At 42.0% G+C, this 17,214-nt stretch carries 21 protein-coding genes; 15 read left to right on the forward strand and 6 right to left on the reverse strand.

Annotated features, from left to right (window positions below; all coding sequences use genetic code 11):
* Position 1: 1 nt before the first annotated feature.
* Positions 2-364: a cupin domain-containing protein gene (locus LKO26_RS03830; protein WP_227586521.1), complete on the forward strand. Its 363-nt coding sequence runs from the start codon at positions 2-4 to the stop codon at positions 362-364.
* A 90-nt stretch (positions 365-454) separates the two neighbouring features.
* Here the strand turns inward: LKO26_RS03830 and xth are convergent, their stop codons facing one another.
* On the reverse strand, positions 455-1,219 hold the full coding sequence (xth, locus tag LKO26_RS03835; protein WP_227586522.1) for an exodeoxyribonuclease III: 765 nt from the start codon (positions 1,217-1,219) through the stop codon (positions 455-457).
* Between the two features lie 41 nt (positions 1,220-1,260).
* Between xth and LKO26_RS03840 the strand changes: the two genes are divergently transcribed.
* The 3 genes from LKO26_RS03840 (at position 1,261) to LKO26_RS12800 (ending at position 2,695) form a co-directional block, all read left to right on the forward strand.
* A complete protein-coding gene (locus LKO26_RS03840; RefSeq protein WP_227586523.1) occupies positions 1,261-1,527 on the forward strand; it encodes a hypothetical protein in 267 nt (88 codons plus the stop codon).
* A gap of 173 nt (positions 1,528-1,700) precedes the next feature.
* Positions 1,701-2,360 carry a hypothetical protein gene (locus LKO26_RS03845; protein ID WP_227586524.1) on the forward strand — a complete coding sequence of 220 codons (660 nt, stop codon included), beginning with the start codon at positions 1,701-1,703 and terminating at the stop codon, positions 2,358-2,360.
* 92 nt (positions 2,361-2,452) lie between these two features.
* Positions 2,453-2,695: an SdpI family protein gene (locus tag LKO26_RS12800; protein ID WP_227586692.1), complete on the forward strand. Its 243-nt coding sequence runs from the start codon at positions 2,453-2,455 to the stop codon at positions 2,693-2,695.
* 20 nt (positions 2,696-2,715) lie between these two features.
* On the opposite strand, the gene LKO26_RS03855 is transcribed toward LKO26_RS12800, so the two are convergent.
* Together LKO26_RS03855 and LKO26_RS03860 are read right to left on the reverse strand one after the other, a co-directional pair.
* Complete coding sequence (locus LKO26_RS03855) at positions 2,716-3,276, reverse strand: lipocalin family protein (protein ID WP_227586525.1); 561 nt, start codon at positions 3,274-3,276, stop codon at positions 2,716-2,718.
* Positions 3,277-3,724: 448 nt separating this feature from the next.
* On the reverse strand, positions 3,725-5,269 hold the full coding sequence (locus tag LKO26_RS03860; protein WP_227586526.1) for a PglZ domain-containing protein: 1,545 nt from the start codon (positions 5,267-5,269) through the stop codon (positions 3,725-3,727).
* A gap of 206 nt (positions 5,270-5,475) precedes the next feature.
* Here LKO26_RS03860 and LKO26_RS03865 point away from each other — a divergent pair, with 206 nt between their 5' ends.
* The 9 genes from LKO26_RS03865 (at position 5,476) to LKO26_RS03905 (ending at position 13,979) form a co-directional block, all read left to right on the forward strand.
* The gene (locus LKO26_RS03865; RefSeq protein ID WP_227586527.1) at positions 5,476-6,687 is read left to right on the forward strand and encodes an HD domain-containing protein; all 1,212 of its coding nucleotides are present in this window, start codon (positions 5,476-5,478) and stop codon (positions 6,685-6,687) included.
* 55 nt (positions 6,688-6,742) lie between these two features.
* Positions 6,743-7,774 carry a UDP-3-O-(3-hydroxymyristoyl)glucosamine N-acyltransferase gene (gene lpxD / locus LKO26_RS03870; RefSeq protein ID WP_227586528.1) on the forward strand — a complete coding sequence of 344 codons (1,032 nt, stop codon included), beginning with the start codon at positions 6,743-6,745 and terminating at the stop codon, positions 7,772-7,774.
* Positions 7,767-9,164, forward strand: a complete 1,398-nt coding sequence (locus LKO26_RS03875; protein WP_227586529.1) for a bifunctional UDP-3-O-[3-hydroxymyristoyl] N-acetylglucosamine deacetylase/3-hydroxyacyl-ACP dehydratase — start codon at positions 7,767-7,769, stop codon at positions 9,162-9,164. The genes lpxD and LKO26_RS03875 overlap by 8 nt, the downstream gene beginning before the upstream one ends.
* Positions 9,165-9,953, forward strand: a complete 789-nt coding sequence (gene lpxA, locus LKO26_RS03880; RefSeq protein WP_227586530.1) for an acyl-ACP--UDP-N-acetylglucosamine O-acyltransferase — start codon at positions 9,165-9,167, stop codon at positions 9,951-9,953.
* Positions 9,954-9,961: 8 nt separating this feature from the next.
* On the forward strand, positions 9,962-10,318 hold the full coding sequence (locus tag LKO26_RS03885; protein WP_227586531.1) for a hypothetical protein: 357 nt from the start codon (positions 9,962-9,964) through the stop codon (positions 10,316-10,318).
* Positions 10,319-10,350: 32 nt separating this feature from the next.
* The gene (gene efp / locus LKO26_RS03890; protein ID WP_227586532.1) at positions 10,351-10,914 is read left to right on the forward strand and encodes an elongation factor P; all 564 of its coding nucleotides are present in this window, start codon (positions 10,351-10,353) and stop codon (positions 10,912-10,914) included.
* Between the two features lie 140 nt (positions 10,915-11,054).
* Positions 11,055-11,954, forward strand: a complete 900-nt coding sequence (locus LKO26_RS03895; protein WP_227586533.1) for an LpxD N-terminal domain-containing protein — start codon at positions 11,055-11,057, stop codon at positions 11,952-11,954.
* 468 nt (positions 11,955-12,422) lie between these two features.
* Positions 12,423-13,295: a succinate--CoA ligase subunit alpha gene (gene sucD / locus LKO26_RS03900; protein ID WP_227586534.1), complete on the forward strand. Its 873-nt coding sequence runs from the start codon at positions 12,423-12,425 to the stop codon at positions 13,293-13,295.
* Between the two features lie 15 nt (positions 13,296-13,310).
* Entirely contained in the window at positions 13,311-13,979 is a 669-nt protein-coding gene (locus tag LKO26_RS03905; protein ID WP_227586535.1) for a porin family protein, read from the forward strand.
* Positions 13,980-14,042: 63 nt separating this feature from the next.
* Here LKO26_RS03905 and LKO26_RS03910 read toward each other — a convergent pair whose 3' ends face one another.
* Positions 14,043-14,387 (reverse strand): winged helix-turn-helix transcriptional regulator, encoded by a 345-nt coding sequence (locus LKO26_RS03910; protein ID WP_227586536.1) that lies wholly within the window; start codon positions 14,385-14,387, stop codon positions 14,043-14,045.
* 116 nt (positions 14,388-14,503) lie between these two features.
* On the opposite strand from LKO26_RS03910, the gene LKO26_RS03915 reads away from it, so the two are divergent.
* Positions 14,504-14,857, forward strand: a complete 354-nt coding sequence (locus LKO26_RS03915; RefSeq protein WP_227586537.1) for a tRNA-binding protein — start codon at positions 14,504-14,506, stop codon at positions 14,855-14,857.
* Between the two features lie 86 nt (positions 14,858-14,943).
* Positions 14,944-15,534: a hypothetical protein gene (locus LKO26_RS03920; protein ID WP_227586538.1), complete on the forward strand. Its 591-nt coding sequence runs from the start codon at positions 14,944-14,946 to the stop codon at positions 15,532-15,534.
* A 90-nt stretch (positions 15,535-15,624) separates the two neighbouring features.
* Here the strand turns inward: LKO26_RS03920 and LKO26_RS03925 are convergent, their stop codons facing one another.
* Entirely contained in the window at positions 15,625-16,836 is a 1,212-nt protein-coding gene (locus LKO26_RS03925) for an acetyl-CoA C-acyltransferase (RefSeq protein ID WP_227586539.1), read from the reverse strand.
* A 42-nt stretch (positions 16,837-16,878) separates the two neighbouring features.
* Positions 16,879-17,199, reverse strand: coding sequence for an aromatic acid exporter family protein (locus LKO26_RS03930; RefSeq protein WP_227586540.1), 321 nt, complete (start codon positions 17,197-17,199; stop codon positions 16,879-16,881).
* Between the last annotated feature and the right edge of the window lie 15 nt (positions 17,200-17,214).

Here is a 17,214-nt window from a genome sequence, read left to right on the forward strand (position 1 = left end):
TATGGCTAAATATAAACTTCAGCAGTATCCTTTTGTGGTACCCACGGAGGATGGCAAAATCATCAGGGAAATCTGGGGGCACTCTACGGGGCACCCCGGCATTTCCATTGCACACATGCACGCGCCACCCGGGTGGAGCGAACCGCATCAAACCCCGGAGTTTGATGAATTCACCTACATCCTGAAAGGGAAAAAGCAATTCGAAATCGATGGTGAAACGGTGATTCTGGAAGCAGGCCAGAGTATTCTCATAGAAAAAACCGCTCGCGTACGCTACAGCAATCCTTTTGCGGAACCTTGCGACTATCTGGCCATCTGCCTTCCGGCCTTTTCCATGGATCTGGTGCACCGGGAACCGGAATGATTCGATTAAGCCTAATTCAGCACCGTTTTCAAAGTTCTTATAATAAAAATTCACGGAGCTCGGAATGGATCACCGGATTCTGTGTGCCGGTTAAATGTCCAGTTCTGCCATCACCGGGCAATGGTCAGAGTGAACCACCTCTTTCAGAATGACCGCACGTCTCAACTGATCTTTTAGCGGGTATGAAACGAAATTATAATCCAGTCGCCAGCCTTTGTTGCGTGCTCTGGAGTTCTGCCGGTAGCTCCACCAGGAATAATTATCGGGCTGGTCGTTAAAAAATCTGAAACTGTCTATCAGTTCGCATTCATCTATGAATCTGGACAGCCATTCTCTCTCCACAGGCAAAAATCCGGATACATTTTTCAGGCCTTCAGGATTGTGGATGTCAATGGGTTTGTGACAAATGTTAAAATCTCCTGAGATCAACAAATTAGGAATGGTTTTGCGCAGTTCCTTGATGTATTCCAGAAAATCCTCACAAAATTGCAGTTTGAAATCCAGCCGGTCTATGTTGGATGCAGAAGGCACATACACCGAAATCACCGAATACCCTTCAAAATCTGCACGGATAATGCGTCCTTCGTGGTCGTATTGTTCGATGCCACAACCGTAAATCACTTGTTTAGGTTCAATTTTGGAAGCAATGCCCACCCCGCTGTAGCCTTTGCGCACCGCCGAATGCCAGTAACTGTGGTACCCCAGTTTTTCAAAACTTTCAATATCAATCTGGTCATTTCCTGCCTTGCTTTCCTGTATGCAGATGATATCGGGATCAGCCACTTTCAGCCAGCCGGTAAAATCTTTGGTAAATGCCGCACGGATTCCGTTTACATTATAGGAGATAAGTTTCATGGTACAAAAATACAAAACAGTTTTGGGGAAACAGAAAGCACTTGTTATTAGGATTAGAAAGAACGAGTAGAAGGGTAAGTCTTGAAATGGGGACACTTATCAATAAGCCATTAAAATGGAGATCATTGCTTGATATTCATAGTATGTTGAATGATAAGAAGTATAACATTTTTATTTTTCAAGATGAGTTGGATTCAAAACTTGAAAAAGGCAATTATGTTTTAATTTCTGAAGAAAGAATTCCATGGGCTTGGGCAAAAAACTTTAATGATCCAAGGCAGAAATACTATAAATTTATTATTAAATGAAAGTCATCATCAATCCTTATAATATATGTCGATCAATGCTGGCTGTTGGAACTTTACTAACTTTAGTATCTAATTCCGAATAAGTATTATTTGGTAATCAATCTCCGGTTGGTAATTTAGGATTAATAGAGTATACGTTGTTTGCAATTTTTAACAATTTTATTGCGAAATTAGTGGCTATTATTGGATTGATATTCGTTATTTCTGGCATATATCCAAAATTCACTGGAATTATTCATGCATATATTACATATAGTTTCCTTTCTTATTGTGATGTAATTGATGGAGGAGACCATTTAGCTTCTAATTTGACCTTACTATTAATTCCAATAACTTTGCTTGATAATAGTAAAAATCATTGGTTGAAAAATGGATTACTATATAGAAAAAACTACTATTTAAAATTAATTCAAAAAACTTTTTATACGTTAATTCATATACAGGTTTGTAGCGTTTATTTGCACGCTTTTGTAGGTAAACTTTTTATTGATGAATGGTTGAATGGTACTGCAGCTTATTATTGGTTAACAAATAAATATTTTGGAGTTCATGTTATGTTTACTGACCTGACAGTAAAAATTTTATCAAACGAGTTCGTAACAACATTTGTTACCTGGGGTACATTATTACTAGAGTTTGCATTAGCTTCATTCATTTTTGTAAGTAGGAAGAGTTTGAAACGTAGATTTTTGCTGTTTATCATTGCCATATTATTTCATTTCTGTATTTTCATTTTTCATGGATTAGCTTCTTTCTTCATGGTTATGTTTGCAGCTGCTACAATATATCTGATTCCTAAAAATATAAATTATCAAGTCAATTTTAAATCATGACAGAATCTCTTCAAAATATCCTGATTTTAGATGCAACGATATTTGCAGTGGTGGTTTTCTTCTATTTTTATAAATCGCCCGAAATTAATTTTATGATTGGATACAGGACTAAAAGGTCTATGAAGAATCAAAGAAATTGGGAATATGCTCAAAAGAATTTCTTCCAAAAATGGTTATTGGTGATACCGGTAATGCTGTTTACGCAAATCCCTGTTTTTTTCGGATATGATTCAGAACGGATATTGGAATTATCTTTTTTTGAATTCCTGATTATCTCGGTGTATGCCATAATAGATACGGAAAGGAATTTAAAGAAGATGGACAGTAACCATTAATAAATTCAAATAAGTAAGAATTACTTGTTCAGATACGGATTGTCATCCCGGTCGTGCGTTACCCAGGTCAGGCGGGAAGTGTCATAGCCTGCGTCCTGCGCTATTCTCAGATAGTTGGTTTTTACCGCTTCGGGAATGGTGGTACTGCGGGACAGAATCCAGAGGTAGTCCAGATCCTTGCCGGCCACCAGCGCATAGCGGTAATCTTCATCCAGCGCAATCACATTGTAACCGGAATAAAACGGACCGAAGAAACTTACCTTCAACTCGGCAATATGCTTTTCGCCCCGGAATTTGGCTTTGCCCTCAGCTTTTTCCCATTCATTTTTCTTGTAATCAAAGCCGCTGTTCAGCACCTTTACCATACCGGATGGCTGCAGACTGTACTGCGCAGAAACGTTGTCCATATTGCGCTCATGTTTGAAATCAATCCGGGCAATTTCGTACCACGTACCCATGTATTTTTCTGCGTTGAAGTTTTGGACAGCAGTTGCGTTTCCGGGGATTGATTGACAACTGCTCAGAAAAGCAATGACGCCTATAGAAAGTGCTGCAACAAGAAGTTTCTTCGTTGTATTCATAATATTGAGATTTAATGTTTTACGGAGAACAGGACTACACCCAACCCAGTGGTGAAGTATAGGGTGGTGTTTTTTTGTTGCTAATGCTGTGCCACTGATCCATCTTTATAGATGACCTTAATTTCTTATATAATTTCGTTGAAATTATGTAATTGCTTTTCCCGAAAATTTTCGTTATATTGTTGGTTGCCAAAGTAAAATAACAAAGGATATGGAAAATTTCAATTTAGGGCTGTTTGCAATACAGACTTTATTTATTGCAGGGACTGCAGGAGCAGTTATTTTATTGTGTGTTCTCATAAGAAATCTGTGGTTCAGGTTTTATGAGAACAGATAGCAAGAGCGCCCGCTGATCGGGCGCTTTTTTTGTGCATAAAAAAGCGGAAAAAATCCTGGGATTTTTTCCGCCATCTGCCCAAATATTCAAAATAAACTATGAAAAAAAAGACTATTTGGGCTCCAGTATACTGAATGGTACAATGCATTCTTCCAGAGAGATGCCGCCGTGCTGGTAGGTGTCTTTGTAATAGTTTACATAGTGGTTGTAATTCTTGGGGTAGGCCAGGAACATATTATTTTTCGCGAAGATGTACTTTGAACTCAGGTTTCCCTTCGGCAGAAACAGTTTCTCCGGATTAGAAATGGCCCACACATCGCCCTCTTCATAGGTCAGGCTTTTTCCGGTTTTGTAACGGATGTTGGTAGAGGTTTCCCGGTCGCCCACTACTTTGCTCGGTTTTTTCACATAGATTGTTCCGTGATCGGTGGTAATTACCAGCTTAAAGCCACTCTCAGCTGCAAGTTTTATGATTTTCAGCAGATAAGAATTTTCAAACCAGTTATAGGTGAGGGAACGGAAGGTCTTATCGTCCCGGATCAGTTGGTCTATGATGTGATTGTCTGTTTTGGCATGACTCAGAATATCAATAAAATTATATACGATTACCAGTAAATCATTGTTTTTGTGCTGGTTAAAGTCTTCGAAAATTTTCTTTTCAAAATCCGCATTCAGGATTTTCAGGTACTTGATGGATTTCGAGGAAAGCCCGAGACGCTTCATCTGATCATCCAGAAATTCGCGTTCGTGTTCATTTTTGTTGCCTTCTTCATTGTCATTAAACCACTTGTCCGGAAATCGTTTTTCTATTTCAGACGGAAGCAGTCCTGCAAAAAAGGAATTCCGGGCGTACTGTGTGGCGGTAGGCAGGATGCTGTAGTAATAATCTTCGCTGGTTTTATTGTAAAATTTGGTAAACAGGGGTTCGATAACTTTCCACTGGTCATAGCGCAGATTATCCACCATCAGGAGGAGTACTTTTTCTTTTTCCAGTTCGGGCTTCACTTTTTCCTTAAAGATGGTGTGACTCATCATGGGTTTTTCGCCGCCGTGCAGCCAGTCTTCGTAATTCTTTTCAATATATTTGGCAAACTGAATATTGGCTTCTTCTTTCTGGCTTTGCAGCAAATCCGAGAACTCGTTATCAAAAACTTTGTCGAACTTTATTTCCCAGTTCAGGATTTTCTTGTAATAATTAGCCCACTCATCATAATTTTTCACATAAGACAATTCCATGGAAAGATTCCGGAAGTCCTGTTGGTAAGATTGTATGGTATGTTGCTCTACCAGTTCATCTTCCCGCAGGTTTTTTTTGAGGGACAGCAGAATCTGACTCGGGTTTACAGGCTTCAGAATATAATCTGAAATTTGGGAGCCGATGGCTTCTTCCATAATGTGTTCTTCCTCACTCTTGGTCACCATGACGATTTTCAGGGCATTATCCAGCGCTTTAATCATGGGAATGGCTTCTATACCGGATATTCCCGGCATGTTTTCATCCAGAAAGGTCAGCTGAAATTTTTCCTGTTCTATCAGTTCCAGTGCTTCATTTACATTGTTTACGGGGGTTACATGGTAGCCTTTGTTTTCTAAAAAGACAATATGGGGTTTCAGTAAATCCACTTCATCATCAATCCATAATATTTTTCCTGACATAAATTTGTTTTAAGTTGATTAATGCCGGTTCAGAATTCCGGCAGCATTTTATCTTTCAAAAATACGACCAAAACTTCTTAAATTTAGCCTAAAATAAAAAACTATTCGTTAAAGTTCAGTTAATATTCTGCAGTACTGCCGCGGGCATGCCACATCACCCGTTTTTTCATTCTATATTCGTAACTTTGACGGCCATAATTGCGTACATGCAGAATAAATTTAAAATCATCAACGATCCGGTACACGGGTTCATTAAGATTCCTTACGAGATTCTTTTTGACATCATAGAGCATCCCTACTTTCAGCGGTTACGCAGAATTTCCCAAACCGGTCTGCTGAGTCTTATTTTTCCGGGGGCCACCCATACCCGTTTTCACCATGCCATCGGAGCCATGCACCTCATGTTTACCGCACTGGAAACCCTGAAGCTGAAAGGCGTTCAGATTTCCCGGGAAGAAGAAAAATCTGCCATGGCCGCCATTCTGATGCATGACATTGGCCACGGACCGTTTTCGCACGCCCTGGAAAATTTGCTGATGGACAACTGGCATCATGAGGATTTGTCACTGCTTCTTATGGAGAAGCTGAATACGGAAATGAACGGGGAGCTTACGACTGCTATTCAGATGTTTAAAGGAATTTACCACCGGCAGTTTTTCAATCAGCTCATCTCTTCGCAACTGGATGTGGACCGTCTGGATTATCTGAAACGAGACAGTTTCTATACCGGAGTTTCCGAGGGAAATGTTAATACTCAGCGCATCATCTCCATGATGAATGTTGCTGATGATCAGCTGGTGATTGATGCCAAAGGGATTTACTCCGTAGAAAATTATCTGACGGCCAGAATGTTCATGTACTGGCAGGTGTACTATCATAAAACGGCCACGCTGGCAGAATTTTTACTGGTAAAAGTGATGAACCGGGCCAAGAAGCTGGCTTCTGAAGGGGTGGAACTGCCTGCTTCTGAAAATCTGCGCTATTTTTTATATAAAAACCACTTTGACAAAGCTTCAGAAGAAGATATTGCACGCTTTACCGAGCTGGATGATACAGATATGATTGCGGCTATGAAACAATGGCAGTTTTCAGATGACTTTGTGCTCTCTTATTACTGCAAAGCACTCATGAAACGCAAATTCCCGAAAACGATCATCTCTGCCGAACCTTTTACTCCGGACTTTATCCGGGAAAAAACAGATCAGGCCAATGAATATTTCGGGATTACAGAAGGTGATTTGCTGGTACATGAAATCAGCCGCAGTTTATTGCCGTATAATCACAATAAACAGCCCATATATCTGTTAAGAAATAATGGCGATAAAACGCTGCTGAATGAGTTTGAGGGTCAGATACTTTCCTCCAAAATCACAGAGCCGGCCACCAAATATATATTATCTTTTCCGCGTATAGAATGACAAAATTTTACGCGGAAATCAATGCCTTTTAGGGAATTTATTATCTTTGCACGATATGGAATTTACTGCCTCACAAATTGCGGGTTTTATTGAAGGAACAATCATAGGAGACGAGCATGCGCTTATTACCGGAGTTTCACCTATAGAACGGGGTGAAAACGGTCATCTTTCCTTTATTTCCCAGGATCGCTTTGCCGCTTATCTGGACACTACAGAATGTTCTGTACTGGTGGTTTCCAGGAAGCTGCTGGAAGACAAACCGTACCGTCCTACCATCATTGCGGTGGAGGATGCGTATCAGTCTTTTCAGGTCCTGATGAATATTTATCAGCAGATGCAGGGACGCAAAACCGGAGTGGAAGAAGGGTCCAGAATTCATGATACTGCAGTACTGGGAGAGGGAGTGTACATTGGAGCCTTTACCTATATTTCAGAGAAAGTTCAGGTGGGAAAAGATTCACAAATCCATCCGCAGGTGTACATTGGCAAGAATGTGAAAATTGGTGAAAATTGCCGTATAGACAGTGGTGTGCGCATCTATGATTATACGGTGATCGGAAATAACTGCACCATTCATTCCAATTCGGTTATCGGCAGTGACGGTTTCGGATTCCAGCCGTCCGGTAATGGTTATTCCAAAATTCCGCAACTCGGAAATGTGGTGATTCATGATGATGTGGAAATAGGTGCCAACTGCAGTATAGACCGCGGTACCATAGGTTCTACCATCATTGGTAAAGGAACCAAGATTGACAATCTGATTCAGATTGCGCATAATGTGAGCATAGGTGAGCATAATGTGATTGCGGCGCAGGCAGGCATTGCGGGATCCACTACCATAGGAGACTGGAACATGATTGGCGGCCAGACCGGTGTGGTAGGCCATATCCGCATCGGTAATCAGGTGAAAGTCCAGGCACAGAGCGGTGTGAATTCCAATGTAAAAGATGGTGAAGTGCTGTATGGATCGCCGGCTATTAACGCCAGTGACTACCGCAGAAATTACATACATTTCCGCAACCTTACCGAAATCGAAAAAAGAATTACTAATCTCGAAAATAACTCAAAAGAACAGTCCAATGAGTGATATGCAAAAAACCCTGAAAAAGGAAGTATCCCTTTCGGGTAAAGGCCTACATACTGGTAAAGAAGTAACGCTGACCATAAAGCCGGCGAAGGAAAATACAGGTTTCGTATTCGTGCGAACCGATCTGGAGGGAAATCCTCAGGTGGAAGCAGACGTGAATTATGTAACCACTACCGAACGCGGTACCACGCTGGAGAAGCTGGGTGTACGCATCCATACCTGTGAGCACCTGCTGGCGGCACTGGTAGGCTGCGATGTAGATAATGCCATTCTGGAAATGAACAGTGCAGAGCCGCCCATTCTGGACGGATCTTCCAAATATTTTGTAGAAGCCATAGAAGAGGCCGGCCTGGAAACACAGGAGGCAGAACGTGAGTATCTGGTCATCAAGGAAGTAGTTTCCTATACCGATCCTACTACCGGTTCTGAAATCACCATGATTCCGGCTGATAATTATGAAGTGACCACCATGGTGGATTTCGGTACCAAAGTACTGGGAACCCAGAACGCTACTTTAAAAGACATCTCAGATTTTAAAACTGAAATTGCATCTGCCAGAACCTTCAGCTTTCTGCATGAACTGGAGATGCTCCTGGATGCGGGCCTGATCAAAGGCGGTGATATTTCCAATGCCATTGTGTATGTGGACAAGGAACTGACACCGGATACTGCAGAAAAACTTAAAAAAGCATTTAATAAAGAAGATATTGCCATCCGCCCGAACGGAATTCTGGATAATCTGACCCTGAATCATCCCAATGAAGCGGCAAGGCATAAACTGCTGGATGTCATTGGTGATCTGGCGCTGGTCGGTGTGAAGCTGAAGGGCAAAGTGATTGCCAATAAACCCGGACATTTCGTAAATACGCAGTTTGCCAAGAAACTGAACCGCCAGTGGAAATTACAGAAGAAAAAAAATATCCCGGATTTTGACATCTATAAGGAACCGGTGTTTGACATCAATGGAATTATGAAGTTAATGCCACACCGTTATCCGTTTCTTCTGATAGATAAGGTGCTGGAACTTTCAGACAGTCACGTGGTAGGGTTGAAGAATGTAACCTTCAACGAGCCTTTCTTCCCGGGCCATTTCCCTAAAGAACCCGTAATGCCCGGCGTGCTTCAGGTAGAAGCCCTGGCACAGACAGGCGGTATTCTGGTGCTTGCCAGTGTGCCCGATCCGGAAAATTATTCTACCTATTTCATCAAAATTGATAAGGTGAAATTCAAGAGAAAAGTTGTTCCGGGAGATACCATTATCTTTAAAATAGAATTAATTACACCTATCCGCAGAGGCATTGTACATATGCAGGGATTCGGTTATGTAGGAGACAGTATTGCCGTAGAAGCAGAATTAATGGCACAGGTGGCAAAAAATAAAACAGACTAGATGATTCATCAATTAGCCGCCGTTGATAAACGTGCAAAAATCAAAAAAAATGTAATCGTAGAGCCGTTTACAACTATTGCCGGTGACGTGGAAATAGGTGAGGGTACCTGGATTGGTCCCAATGTGACCATTATGGACGGCGCCCGCATCGGAAAAAACTGCAGAATCTTCCCCGGAACCGTCATTTCTGCCATACCGCAGGATCTGAAGTTCGACGGCGAGGATACCCAGGTCATCATAGGAGACGGAACCACCGTGCGCGAGTGTGTCACCATCAACCGCGGAACCAAAGCACTGGGCTATACCAAAGTAGGAGAGAACTGCCTGATTATGGCCACATCCCACATTGCCCATGACTGTGTTCTTGGAAATAATGTCATCATCGTCAATGGTTGCGGTATTGCCGGCCATGTGGAAATAGGAGATTATACGGTGATGGGCGGACTTTCTGCCGTACATCAGTTCGGAAAAGTAGGCAAGCATGTTATGATCTCCGGAGGAACACTGGTCCGCAAGGACATTCCGCCGTATGTGAAGGTGGCCCGCGAACCCATGACCTACGCCGGAATCAATTCGGTGGGATTACGCAGAAGAGGTTATACCAATGATAAAATCTTCGAAATTCAAAAAATTTACCGTGCGATTTTTCAGCTGAAAATGAACGTTTCTCAGGCCGCAGACTTCATTGAAAAAGAAATGCTTCCTACCGCAGAACGGGACGAAATCCTGGAGTTCATCCGCAACTCGCCCAGAGGAATTGTCAAAGGGTATGGTACCGGTAAAGAATAAACCGCAATATGAAAAAATTAATCTTCATAGTAACCGTATTTCCAGCACTTGTGTTTGCACAGCAATCTGTACTCTTTACAAAACAGGAAAATGATTCTCTGGCACACAGAAATGTGAATTCAGTATTGCATCATGCCAAAAGATCTTTCAGCCAGAATAGTTTTTCCAGACTGTATCTTTCAGAAATACAAGCAAATGTGTCTGAGTTGGTACGCAATACCCATACGTTCAACACAGGTATGCGCGGATATTTTGAACCGGAATATAATTCGGTTTTTGTACAGCCCTATCCAGGCAGAATCCTGGAAACCAATCCTGCAGCAGTACGCTCTGTGATGAAGGTGAATCTTTTAGATAAAAAATAACAAAAAAATAAACGACAAACAAAAAATCAGCAATGGCAACCAGCAACGATATTAAAAAAGGAATGTGTATCGAGTACAGTAACGATATCTTCAAAATCATTGAATTCCTGCACGTAAAACCGGGTAAGGGACCAGCATTCGTCAGAACAAAAATGAAATCTGTAACCAATGGTAAAGTCCTGGAAAATACATTTTCTGCCGGTCACAAGATTGATGAGGTGAAGGTGATTACCAGAAAATACCAGTATCTCTATGATGATGAAAATGGATTCCACTTTATGAACAATGATGATTTCTCACAGATTTACCTGAATAAGGAAATGATTGAAAATTCGCAGTTCATGAAGGCAGGAGAAGAGGTAACCATCATCCTGAAGGAGGAAGATGAGACGCCGCTTTCTGCAGAAATCCCGCCTACGGTATATCTGGTCGTAATAGAAGCAGATCCGGGTGTGAAGGGCAATACCGCTACCAACGCTCTGAAAAATGCCATCGTAGAGACCGGAGCCCGTGTTATGGTGCCGCTTTTCATAGAACCGGGAGACAAAATCAAGGTCAATACCGAAGACGGAAATTACCTGGAAAGAGTAAAATAAGTTTTATTGGGGCAGCTTTTTCCGCCCTCCGTTCCCGCTTTTTTGCAAATGGCCCGGCTAAAGCCTGCGCATCATTTGCAAAAAGAGCTCCACTCAGGTCGGGCTGCACAGCGGTTTTCATCAGAATTTACTAGAAAAGTATGACCTTTAATCAGCCTCAGACGCTTAGAAATATCGCAGAAATCATCGGTGCCAGAATGTTGGGTGCCGATGATTTTCCGGTGTTGGGTACCAATGAAATCCATATGGTAAAACCCGGAGAAATTGTCTTCGTAAACCATCCTAAGTATTACGAAACGGCACTGAACTCTCCGGCAACCGTAATTTTGATAGATAAAGAAGTGGATTGTCCGCCCGGCAAAGCCTTGCTCATTTCAGATGATCCTTTCCGGGATTTTAACCGGATCAATACCCACTTTACCCGGATTTATAACTTCACCGAGGAACTGCATGACCTGGAAGTAGGCGAGGGCACCAGGATTCATCCCTCTGCCATCATCGGAAACGAAGTGAAAATCGGAAAAAACTGCATTATTTTCCCGAATGTGGTCATAGGCGACCGCACCATTATCGGAGACCATGTGGTGATTCAGGCCAACACAGTCCTGGGTGGTGATGCCTTTTATTACCGGAAGTTAGATGGAAATTTTGACCGGCTGATCTCTGTGGGAAATGTCGTTATTGAAAATAATGTGGAAATAGGCAACGGTTGTACCATAGATCGGGGAGTGACAGATTCTACGGTCATCGGAGAAGGCTCAGTGCTGGACAATCAGATTCAGATCGGTCACGATACCGTGATTGGCAAAAGATGTCTGATTGCTTCACAGACCGGTATTGCGGGCTGTTGCATCATTGAAGACGAAGTCACCATTTGGGGACAGGTAGGCATGGCATCGGGTGTTCGCATCGCTTCGGGTACTGTGCTGCTTGCAAAATGCGGGGTAAACCGTGATCTGGAAAAAGGCACTTATTTCGGATTTTTGGCAGAACCGTTCAGAGAGTATCTTCGAAAGGAAGTGAAGTTGAAGAATTTATAAAATGTAATCAACACTATTTGATAAGTTGAAGTACCCTTTCAATATTAGAAATATTTTAATCTTAATCTTGTGTATCATAGTAATCACCTGTTGCGGTTTTGTTATTAATTTATTTTTTGATTCCAGTAGTGACCCGACAAATTGTTTCAGTTATGAAACCTTCAAAAAGTACCTGTTGAAATATTTCATCATATCAATTGCGGTTACGGTCATTCATGTTTTATTCAACTTTAGATTAAAAAACAACAGTGAGCAAATTTAAAATTCAACAAACCTTCGGATCTGTTCTGGAGGTTTTTTTGTGGAAAACCCTGCCGCTGAAACACGGATTCATGATAAATGCCGCAAATCGGTAAAATCTACGGGAAATATGACAATTGTTTCACCGAAAAACCTTAATTTTACGCGTAATTTTTTTTAAATTTCACTACTTTTTAATTTAACGATATAATTTAATAAAACAATAAAATGTCAGTATTAGTAAACAAAGATTCTAAAGTAATCGTACAGGGTTTCACAGGAAATGAAGGAACGTTCCACGCAGGTCAGATGATTGAGTATGGAACCAATGTAGTAGGGGGAGTAACACCCGGAAAAGGAGGTTCTGAGCATTTGGGAAAACCCGTTTTCAATACGGTAGCAGATGCTGTGGAGCAGGCCGGAGCTAATGTGTCCATCATTTTTGTACCACCGGCGTTTGCTGCAGATGCCATTATGGAAGCGGCAGATTCCGGAATCAAAGTAATCGTATGTATTACAGAAGGAATTCCTGTGGAAGATATGGTGAAAGTGAAAGCGTATATTGCTGACAGAGATTGCAGACTGATTGGTCCTAACTGTCCGGGAATCATCACTTCTGATGAAGCCAAAATCGGAATTATGCCGGGCTTCGTTTTCAAAAAAGGAAAAGTAGGGATTGTATCAAAATCCGGAACCCTTACCTATGAAGCAGCAGATCAGGTAGTAAAAGCCGGATTCGGTGTTTCTACGGCCATCGGTATTGGTGGTGACCCTATCATCGGTACCACTACCAAAGAAGCGCTGGAACTTTTCATTAACGATCCGGAAACTGAAGCAGTAGTGATGATTGGCGAAATTGGTGGTTCCCTGGAAGCTGAGGCTGCCAGATGGTACAAAGCCAGCGGTTCTACTAAACCTGTTGTAGGATTTATTGCAGGACAAACTGCTCCAAAAGGAAGAACAATGGGTCACGCAGGTGCCATTGTAGGCGGAGACGACGATACGGCGCAGGCAAAAATGGCCATCATGAGAGAAAACGGAATTACCGTGGTAGACTCACCGGCAGACATTGGTGCTACAGTAGCTAAAGTTTTAGGCTAAACATAAAAACACAATATGAAAAAGTTTATTATTTGTATGTCCGTACTGATGGCGGCACCGTCTTTTGCGCAGATTGATTTCAGCAGTACCAGATTTGGTGTAGCGGCGGGTTATAACTATTCCCGTGTTCGGCATGCCCACAATCCTTCGGGAGCACGCAGTACTTTTCAGGCAGGAGGTCTGGCACTCATTCCCATAGGAGGAGATGATCAGTTCTATCTGCAGCCGGAACTTGTATATTATGGTGCCGGTGAAACGGGAAAGAACAAAGATATGAAAGGAAAGCCGGGTTATGATGCCGTGTATGCTCATGATTACATCAGTTTGCCGGTTTATTTCAAGGGGTATTTCTCTGAAGCAGAATCCGAGTTTTTTGCACTGGTAGGACCCAGATTTAATTATGTAGTCAGCCAGAAGGTGAAAAATCCTTCCCGGGAATACTATAATATTGAGGGCGATCCCGCAGTTCCGGGAGTGAACGGAAAGGTGACACCCTTTACCATGGCCATTGGTGGCGGGGTAGGGTTTAGTTTTAACCGGACGCTGGAAGTCACGCTCCGTGCAGACCTGGGACTGACCAATATGTACAAAAACCTGATGCGTGAGCCGGGCACAGATGTGGCCATCATGAAACAGAAAAAAGAAAATGTACTGAGCGTAGGCGTTAATTACATTTTTGAATAATTTTAAATAAAACAGGTTGTCCAAAACGGACAACCTGTTTTTTTATAACTTCCGGACTTTAGATCAGCCGTTGAAACTCAGTTTTTGATACTCCGGAATCAGATGTTTTTCTGCCCATTGTATAATTTGCTGCAGTACAGGAATCAGATCCAGACCTTTTTTGGTAATCCGGTAATGATAAACGAGTTTGTTTCTCGTACTTTGTTGCTTGTTCAGAATGTCCATTTTTACCATTTTCTCCAGGCGGGTAGACAGCGTGTTGCTGGCAATGCCTTCTTCCATCTGGCTTAACTCTTTGAAGGTGGTTTTTCCATGTAGTGCCACGTCCCGCAAAATCAGGAGTGTCCACTTGTCACCGAAAACATCAAGGCTGTTTGCGATGAGACAATTTGATCTCTCTTTTTTCATAATGTGTTGTTTTTTGTCAGATATGAATTTTTCATTCATATCTTAGGTAAAAGTACATAAAAATTGATGAGTATTCGTATAAATGTTTAAATTTAGTGTAAAATATTTAATGTGCTATGAATAACAATATGGTAAAGGATCTGATCAGTTGGTCCGATTTTGAGAAAATTGACATCAGAACAGGCACGATTCTGCATGCTGAAGTTTTTGAAGGCGTGCGAAATCCTGCGTATCAGTTGGAGATTGCTTTTGGCGAGCTGGGCATCAGGAAATCTTCAGCGCAACTCACCAAACGCTACACTCCGGAGGAGCTCATCGGCAAGCAGATTATTGCCGTGGTCAATTTTCCGCCAAAACAGATCAAAAATTTCTTTAGCGAATGTCTGGTACTGGGTGTTCCTGGTGAAGATGGCGATGTGCCGCTCCTCACTGTTGATTTACCTGTAAAGAATGGGTTGAAGATAAGTTGAAAAATTTGTATCTTTCCATTTCATAAAAAGAGTTGAATCTTTAGGCAGATGTCAATATATAAACTAGAGAAACATTATTGATCACAATGAATGATAGAATAATTTCAAAATTGTATATTGTTGTTATTTTTATTACAACAATTAGTGTTTATTCACAAAATAAAGAGTTTACAATTAATGATGAGGGACTTTCTAAATTTGTTGTATCTGAAATTCCGGGTACGCTTAAAGATGAGGCCTATCGTAAATCTGTTGAATGGGTAAATAGAATATTTAATACTCCAGAAAAAGTAATAAAAGGTTCAATAGAGAATGAATACCTGAGAATTGAGGGAATTAGTAAAACTGCATGGCGTGCACCAGCAATAGGGGGAACTGTTTTTTTGCCCATAAAATATGAAATTGAAATATCATTTAAGGATAATAGATATAAGTTTGAGATTATTTCATTGCAGGAGGAGGAACCATTATATCCACAATTCGCCAGCAGTCCTTTTTCTGTCTTAAACTTATCAAAAAAAGGTAATAATGATGGGTATAATAGAGTTAGAAAGCTGAACGGAGAGTTCAGGTCACGTTATAAATATGTTTCTGATTTACCACAATACTTCAATAATCTAAATACTAATTTACAAGATTATATTTTAAATGGTGTGCCAAAAAATGAAGATTGGTAATCTATGCAAAAGCCGTTTTATAATTATGTAAAACGGCTTTTTTGGATGGAATTACGCTAGATTTCTGCTCCATTATAATTGATGAATTACTTACGCTCTTTCCAGTACCATGGCATAACCCTGGCCTACGCCAATGCACATGGTGGCCAGCGCGTATTTCTTTCCGGATTTCTGCAGTTCCAGAGCTGCAGAATAGGTAATTCTGGTTCCGCTCATGCCCAGCGGGTGGCCCAGCGCAATGGCGCCACCATTTACATTAACCCGGGGGTCATCTTGGGCAATGCCCAGTTCCTTCAGGCAGGCAATGCTTTGTGCAGCAAATGCTTCATTCAGTTCAATCAGGTTCATCTGCTCCAGGGTCAGTCCGGCTCTCTTTAAGGCCAGTCTGGATGCTTCTACAGGACCAATACCCATAATTCTGGGCTCGCAACCGGTAGCGGCAGCGCTCAGAATTTTTGCCATTGGCTTCAAACCGTATTTTTGCACCGCATCTCCTGATGCTACAATTACTGCCGCAGCACCATCATTCAGACCAGAGGAATTGCCTGCAGTTACCGTTCCGTTTTCCTTTACAAAGGCGGCCCGCAGTTTGGCCAGACCTTCGGCAGTGGAATGAGGTTTTATGAATTCATCCCGGTTCACAATGACCGGATCACTTTTGCGCTGAGGAATGACGATGTCTGATATTTCCTCGGCCAGCCTTCCGCTTTCCTGTGCACGGGCTGCTTTTTTCTGAGAATTCAGTGCAAATTCATCCTGCTCTTCCCGGGAAATCTGATACAGTTCGGCCAGATTTTCAGCTGTTTTTCCCATAGCCTCTGTGCCGTACATCTTGTCCATTTCCGGGTTAATGAAACGCCATCCGAAACTGGAATCATACATTTTGGAATCGGTACCATAAGCGGTTTCGGGTTTGGAAATGACATAAGGTCCCCTGGACATTCCTTCTACACCACCCGCGATGAACAAATCTCCTTCTCCGGATTTGATGGCCCGTGATGCCTGTGCTATGGCACTCATTCCCGAAGCACAGAGCCTGTTCACGGTTTCTCCCGGCACCGTCACGGGCAGTCCTGCAAGCAGTAACGCCATACGGGCTACGTTCCGGTTGTCTTCGCCGGCCTGATTGGCACAGCCTATAATCACATCGTCAATCTGATCTGAGGGAAGTCCGGGGTTTTTAGCCATTAAACTTTTAATCACGGAGGCCATCAAATCATCTGTTCGTACAGGAGCCAGCTGACCTTTAAAATTGCCAATAGCACTACGGGTGCCGTCTATGAGATATGCTTCTTTAGCCATAAATGTTTTTTTATTGCCTTTTAATTTCAGAAAGGCGGTTAATTATCGTTTGTAAATGGACTGAATTATTTTTCTGTGTGTAAATTTAATAATAATTGCGGTAGTAACCGTGATCAGCAGTCCGATAATGCATCCCAGTGTGACCGAAAGAAACCGTTCCAGTGAGCCTGTAAACCCATCGTCCTGTCTTTCAATCATCACAATGATTAAGGCCACCACTGCACTGCGGCTTACATTGGCCAGATTCAGGTATTTGCAAAGCAGAGAAGCCGCGGCAATTCCGATGATGATTTTCAGGTAAAGTTCCAGCGGCAGGGCATAGACAATGATTCCGGAAACGGCACCTATAAAATTGGCTTTCACCCGCTCTACAGATAG

Source organism: Chryseobacterium sp. MFBS3-17 (genome assembly GCF_020687745.1).
Classification (GTDB): domain Bacteria; phylum Bacteroidota; class Bacteroidia; order Flavobacteriales; family Weeksellaceae; genus Marnyiella.